Source organism: Streptomyces sp. NPDC043746, from assembly GCF_056436485.1.
Genome location: NZ_JBWKCM010000045.1, coordinates 21154 through 27944 on the forward strand (window position 1 = coordinate 21154; position 6791 = coordinate 27944).

The 6791-nt window shown below is 74.8% G+C and carries 5 protein-coding genes; all 5 read right to left on the reverse strand.

All coding sequences use genetic code 11. The features are described from left to right. Nucleotides 1-43: 43 nt before the first annotated feature. Nucleotides 44-1222, reverse strand: a complete 1179-nt coding sequence (gene moeZ / locus AC0682_RS29960) for an adenylyltransferase/sulfurtransferase MoeZ (RefSeq protein ID WP_254811737.1) — start codon at nucleotides 1220-1222, stop codon at nucleotides 44-46. 99 nt (nucleotides 1223-1321) lie between these two features. Next, a complete protein-coding gene (locus tag AC0682_RS29965; RefSeq protein WP_478536306.1) occupies nucleotides 1322-2146 on the reverse strand; it encodes a spherulation-specific family 4 protein in 825 nt (274 codons plus the stop codon). Continuing rightward, entirely contained in the window at nucleotides 2134-3099 is a 966-nt protein-coding gene (locus AC0682_RS29970; RefSeq protein ID WP_254811738.1) for an NAD-dependent epimerase/dehydratase family protein, read from the reverse strand. The genes AC0682_RS29965 and AC0682_RS29970 overlap by 13 nt, the downstream gene beginning before the upstream one ends. A 179-nt stretch (nucleotides 3100-3278) precedes the next feature. Continuing rightward, nucleotides 3279-4631, reverse strand: a complete 1353-nt coding sequence (locus tag AC0682_RS29975; RefSeq protein WP_478536307.1) for a hypothetical protein — start codon at nucleotides 4629-4631, stop codon at nucleotides 3279-3281. Continuing rightward, on the reverse strand, nucleotides 4624-6591 hold the full coding sequence (locus AC0682_RS29980) for a DUF3492 domain-containing protein (RefSeq protein ID WP_478536309.1): 1968 nt from the start codon (nucleotides 6589-6591) through the stop codon (nucleotides 4624-4626). The genes AC0682_RS29975 and AC0682_RS29980 overlap by 8 nt, the downstream gene beginning before the upstream one ends. Between the last annotated feature and the right edge of the window lie 200 nt (nucleotides 6592-6791).

Here is a 6791-nt window from a genome sequence, read left to right on the forward strand (position 1 = left end):
CCCCTTCGCCGTACGAGCAGTACGGCAGAGGTGCAAGCAGGCTTCAGTAGACGGGCTTCTCGGGCTCGATCTGGTTGACCCAGCCGATCACGCCGCCGCCCACGTGCACCGAGTCGGCGAAGCCCGCCGACTTGAGGACCGCGAGGACCTCGGCGCTGCGGACACCCGTCTTGCAGTGCAGGACGATACGGCGGTCCTGCGGGAGGTCCTGAAGGGCGGCGCCCATGAGGAACTCGTTCTTCGGGACCAGCTTCGCGCCCGGGATGGAGACGATCTCGTACTCGTTCGGCTCGCGGACGTCGATGATCTCGATCTTCTCGTCCCCGTCGATCCACTCCTTGAGCTGCTTGGGAGTGATCGTGGAGCCGGCCGCCGCCTCCTGGGCCTCCTCGGAGACGACGCCGCAGAAGGCCTCGTAGTCGATGAGTTCGGTAACGGTCGGGTTCTCGCCGCAGACCGCGCAGTCGGGGTCCTTGCGGACCTTGACCTGGCGGTACTGCATCTCCAGGGCGTCGTAGATCATCAGCCGGCCGACCAGCGGGTCACCGATGCCGGCGAGCAGCTTGATCGCCTCGGTCACCTGGATCGAGCCGACCGACGCGCAGAGCACGCCCAGCACGCCGCCCTCGGCGCAGGAGGGGACCATGCCCGGCGGCGGGGGCTCCGGGTAGAGGCAGCGGTAGCAGGGGCCGTGCTCGGACCAGAACACCGAGGCCTGGCCGTCGAAGCGGTAGATCGAGCCCCAGACGTACGGCTTCTTCAGCAGCACGGCGGCGTCGTTGACCAGATAGCGGGTGGCGAAGTTGTCCGTGCCGTCCACGATCAGGTCGTACTGCGCGAAGATCTCCAGGACGTTGTCGGCCTCGAGCCGCGTCTCGTGAAGGATCACGTCGACATACGGGTTGATGCCCAGCACCGAGTCCTTGGCGGACTGCGCCTTGGACCGGCCGATGTCCGCCTGGCTGTGGATGATCTGGCGCTGCAGGTTCGACTCGTCGACCTCGTCGAACTCGATGATGCCCAGCGTGCCGACCCCGGCCGCGGCCAGGTACATCAGGGCCGGTGAGCCGAGACCGCCGGCGCCCACACAGAGCACCTTCGCGTTCTTCAGGCGCTTCTGGCCGTCCATCCCGACATCCGGGATGATCAGGTGGCGGGAGTACCTGCGGACCTCGTCGACGGTGAGCTCGGCGGCTGGCTCGACCAGGGGTGGCAGCGACACAGGAACCTCAACAATGCAGGTGGTCGGATTTACGTACATCGACTGCGCGTACATCGACTACGTACGGTTGTTCTTCCGGTAACACTGCCACGCCCCTTCTCATTCCGAGATACCAGGTCCGATCCGCGAGACGATTTCGTCCCAGTACCTGGGCAGCGCCGCGAATGGATCGGTTTGTCCGCTCCGTCCGTCCCGGTCCGTGAAGAAGATCGTCCCGGCGCCCTGCCAGCGGGCGACGCGCATCGCCTCGTCGAGATGGGTGCGGGGCACCCCGTGGACGAAGTGCGCGAACCGGCCGGGCGGATAGTCCGCCGTCCACTCGGCCACCTGTGACCAGCGGTAGTCGGTCCACGGGCCCTGGAAGGTGACCAGTTGGTCGGCCGCCTCCGCGTAGCCGGGGTGCGGGTGGGTGCCGTGGCCGAGGACGAGGTGCCCGCCGCCGTCCGCGCTGTCGCTCTCCGCCAGCAGCGCGTGGAGGGTGCCGGTGAGCCGCCGGACGGCGGGCAGCCCGGCCCGCTCGGTGGGGCAGCGCGCCAAGTAGAAGCCGCCGACCCGGTACCAGTCGATGAAGGACCGGGCGTCCGCGATCAGCTCGTCGAACGGCCGCTCGCCGTGGGCCAGATCGAGATGGCCGAGGAGCCGGCCGCCGCAGGCGCGTACGGAGTCGTCCGGCTCCTCGCCGTGCAGCGCGCGCTCCCGGGCGTTGCGGAGCCGCCCGGCCGCCTCCAGGCAGTGCGGGTCGGGCCGGGTGCCGGGGCCGTCGGCGATGTTGAGGACGGCCCAGTGGAGCGGGGTGCCGGGGCGGACCAGCTCGGCCCACTCGGTGGGGGCCAGCAGCGGATGGGCGTAGCCGGGGACGCCGAAGCCGAGCTGTTCGCCGCCCGCGGTCCTGCGGGTGTCGGCGGGGGCGGTCAGATACGGCACGCCGCCTCCATCCAGATGTCCGCGAGCGACTCCTCCAGGTTGATCCGGGGGCGCCAGCCGAGCCGGTCCCGGGCGGTGCGGACATCGGCCTGCTGCCACGCCCCGCAGCCGTCCGGGTAGGGGGAGGGGGTCGCGGAGAGGTGCTCCATCACCGACTCGGCGGAGGTGCGCGGGGCACCGATGGGCAGACGCGGAGGGGGCGAGTCCAGTTCATGGAGCGCGCCCGCGTACCCGGCCACCCGCGCCAGTACGGCGGCGGCGTCCCGGAGCCGGACGGCACGCCCGGTGCCGATGTTGACGACGCCCTGGGCGGCGGAGAGCGAGGCCGCGTGGACGGCCCGCGCCACATCCCGTACGTCGACGAAGTCCCGCTGCACGCCGAGGCCGCTGAGCTTCAGCTCGCCGTCGCCCGCCTGCATGGCCCGGCGCATGGCCTCGGCGAGCCGGCCGAGCGGGGAGCCGGCGGGGGTGCCGGGGCCGACGGGTGAGAAGACCCGGAGCACGACGGCGTCGAGCCCCGAGCCGAGGACCAGCTCGGTGGCGGCGAGCTTGCTGACGCCGTACGGGCCGCCGGGGCGCGGGATGGCGTCCTCGGCGGTGGAGGAGCCGGGCTGAGAGGGGCCGTACTCGGAGGCGCAGCCGACCTGGACGAGCCGGGCCCCGCAGCCGCTGCGGCGCAGGGCCTCGCAGACGGTGGCGACGGCGACGGTGTTGTGGCGGGTCAGCTCCCGGGCACCACCGCGGGTGGCACCCGCGCAGTTGACGACGACTCCGGGGTGGACGGCGTCCAGGAAGCGGGTGAGCGCTCCCGGGCTGCCGCCCGCGAGGTCGAACCGGACGTCGGCGTCGTCGCCGCGTCCGAGGGCCGTGAGGTGGACGGCGGGGTCGGCGAGCAGCCGGTCGGCGACGAAGCGGCCGAGGAATCCGTTGGCTCCGAGCAGCAGCACCCTCATCGCGCACCGCCTCGGTGCCGACGGCGGGCTGCCGGTGCGGGGGACTGGGGGGTCATGGCGGGTTTCTCCTTGTGGATCGGTTCGGTGTGGCGGGTGAGGCCCGCGGCGTCGGCTCCGCGGGAGTGGTGCGGTGGTGCGTTTCGGGGGGGGCGGTCGCGGGGGTACGGGGGCGGGGCCGGTCAGGTCCTCGTGTGGGCGGAGGCCCGGGAGAGGGCGGCGGAGGCGTGGACGAGCAGTCCGAGCGCCGCCGCGCCACAGGCCAGAGCGGGTACGGCTCCGGTGCCGCCCGCCTCGACGAGCGCGTGGACGGGCCGGGCCAGCGGTTCGAGGCCGGGGAGCCGGGCGGCGAGGACGAGGGCGGGCGCCGCGGCCTCCACGGCACAGGCGGCGGCCAGCGCGACCGTGCCCGGCTCGGGCAGTCCGTGCGCGGCGAGCAGCCGGGCCAGGAAGAACAGCACCCCGAGGGCGACGGCCGCGACCGGCGTCCCGTTGCCGCCGAGGCCGAGGTCGGCCAGGTGCAGCAGGGGCAGCAGGGCGCAGAGGAAGAGGGCGACGGCGCCCAGGAGCAGGGGGCGCACTGCCGCACCGAACTCCTCCAGTGCGCGGCTGCCGTCGAGTCTGCGGCGGGCCCGCACGGTGAAGATGTGCGCACACCAGGCCGCCGGGGCGATCGCCGCGGCGAGCCCGAGCAGCGGGGCGGGCGCCGCCTGCCAGGGCCCGTCCGGGCCGCCGCTGATGACCTGGGCGATCAGCTCCTCCCCGTACACCGCGAAGCTCAGGAGCCAGCAGGCGTACAGCCCCGCGCGGCCCGCTCCTTCGGGGGCGCGCAGGGGCCCCCGGCTCAGGCAGAGCCGGAGCGCCAGGCAGGCCAGGAGTACGCCGGTGAGAGTCAGGGCGGCCCGCGCTCCCCCGTCGAGCACCCCTTGGGTGAGCCGGAGGGCCCCGGCGGTGGCGAGACAGGCGGCACCGGGCAGCAGCGCGAGCAGCGTCCACCCGGCGCGGGCCTCGGCCTCGGGGTGCGAGGCCTCGGCCGCCGGCGCGGGGAGAGGGGTACCGGCGGGGGTGCGGGCGTACAGCTCCTCGGCGAGCGCGAAGACGTCCCGGTGGCGGTAGCGGGCGGCGGACCGGTCGGTGAGCCCGTGGGCCTCCAGCCCGGCGGCGATCTCCAACGGGCTGACGGCCCGTTCGCAGAGGGCGCGGTGGTGGTGCATCAGCGACTTCACGGGGTCGGCGGGACCCCGGCGCACCGGTGCGCCGGGCCGGTGCTGAATGCCGCGCCCGCCGCGTGCCGGAATCTCGGCGGGGCGGAGGGGGACGGGGGCGTGCGTGCCGGGGTCGGGGTCGGTGGTGACGGGGGCCGGGGCGGTGGCGGTGGTGTCCGCGGGCACGGCGGGGTCGGCGGCCTCGGCAGGCTCGGTGACGAGGTCGGCGACAGGCTCGGAGGCGCCCGCAGCGCCGGCAGCGGTCGGGGCGGTGTCGGCAGGCACCGTGGCGTCCTCTCCGTGGTCGGGGCCGGTCGGTCGGTCACGCATCGCCTTCCCCCCGTCCACTGGCGGCGGGCGCGCAGACACGCACGGGCTCCCGGCCCTGCTCCGACGCACGCCTCGGCGCCCCGGCGGCCACGCACTCGTCGGCCGTCTGCGGACCGCGCCCCACTTCCCCGGCCACCGCACGCCGCCCGGCCCCGGCACGGGCCTCGGTCACCACGCGCTCCTCAGCCGTCGCACGCCCCTCGGCCGCCGGAGCCTCCCCCGCGTCCTCCCCCACCGTGCACTCCGACCCGTCCACCGCTGCGGCAGCGGACCGGTCCGGTCCGGTCACCGGGGCCTGGGGCCGGGTCCAGGTCCCGGGAAGCCGGGCCTCCGGTGGAGTGCCGAAGAGGAGGGGGGCGCCGTCGGGCTCCCTCCGGGCCGGGGCACGCGAGATCAGCTCCAGGTAAATGCCGCGAAATGCCGCGAGGTTCTGTTCGGCGGTGAAGAGTTCGAGCGCGCGGGCCCGCGCCGCCGCCCCCAGGCGCGCCCGGCGCTCGGGGTCGCGCAGCAGCGCGGTGCAGGCGTCCGCGAGCGCCCGGGGGTTGCGCGGGGGCACCACCAGGCCGGTGCCGCCGATGACTTCGACGACGGCTCCGACGTCCGTGGAGACCGTGGCCCGGCCGCAGAACATGGACTCGACGAGGCTGATCGGGAAGCCTTCGACGACGCTGGAGAGGACGGCCACACCGCCCGCCGCGTAGGCCTCCGCCAGGTCGGGGATCTCGGGGCCGCCGATCTCCTCGAAGGTGACCGGGCTGACTCCCTCGGCGTGGACGCCGGTGGCCTCGTCGGGGAAGAGTTGGGCGGCCAGCGCCCGGCAGTGCGCGAGGTACGTGGCGGCCTCCTCGCCCTCCGCCGGTGCGCCGAAGATCCGCAGCAGGGCGTCCGGTTCGGCGCGGCGAACCTCGGCGAAGGCGTGGAGCAGGGCGATCAGGTCCTTGGCGGGCTCGATCCGGCCGACCCAGACCAGAGTGTCCGGGCCTCCCTGGTCGTCGTGCTCACCGACCCGGGCGAACCGCTCGGCCGCCATGCCCGGGTAGACCGTGCGCTGCTTGGCCGGGTCCGCGCCGCACCGCTGCTGCCAGCGGCGGACGTGGGTGTTGCCGGAGACGACGAGTGCGGCCTGCCGGTAGACCTCGGCGGCCAGCAGGGCGTGGAAGTTGGCGAGGAGGGCGCGTACGGAAGCACCGAAGGGCGCTGCCGGCGCGGCCAGGTAGTGCGCCCGGAGCTGCACAGCGTGCTCGGTGATGAGCAGCGGCACCCCGAAGAAGCGTTTGGCCAGCAGCCCCGGAATCGCGGCCGCCCCGCCCGAGGCCGCATGGCAGAGGTCGACCGCGCCGAGGCCCTCGGGGTCGTACCAGTCGAGCGAGAGCGGACGCAGGAGGCGCTCCAGCTCGGCGGCGAAGGCGAGGTGGTCCACGACGGTGGCGCTCCGCACGATACGGCCGGCGCCGCGGGCGCGGGAGGCGGCCTCCAGGATCCGTACGGTGGTCTCGGAACGCAGGGCGAGGTGGAGTCCGCCGCGCTCGCGGGCCAGCTCGGCCAGGCCGTAGAAGCCCTCGGTGAAGAGTTCGGCGCCGGGCCCTCCGTCGGCGGCGGGGTCGGCGCCGGCGTCCTCGGTGGCGCAGACGGCGGTGGCGAGGGCCGTCAGGTGGGCGGTGAAGCGCCTGCGGTCGCGCCGCCCGTAGGAGACGCCCCCGCCGGTCACCAGGCGGGCCAGCAGGCCGCGTTCACCGCTGCCGCGCAGGGTGCCGTCCTCCGGCGTCCAGAGCGGCGCGGTCCGCACCCGGCTGACGTGGTGGGGCAGCCTGACCCACCCCTGGTCCTCCTGGTCGGCGGAGCGGCTCAGCGCGAAGAGGTCGAACTCGTGCGGCAGGCCGCGCACCAACCGGTCGCACCAGAGTCCGGACTCACCGTTCACATACGGGTAGCCACCCTCCGTGAGCAGTCCGATCCGCACGAGCGCACCCCCGATCTCCCTTGTGGACGGCCGCCGTTGGAACGGCGACTCGCAGCGGGACGACCGTAAGCGGATACGCCGGTGGGGGGGGGGGGGGGGGGGGGGGGGGGGGGGGGGGGGGGGGGGGGGGGGGGGGGGGGGGGGGGGGGGGGGGGGGGGGGGGGGGGGGTGGGGAGTGGGGGGGGGTGGGGGGGGGGTGG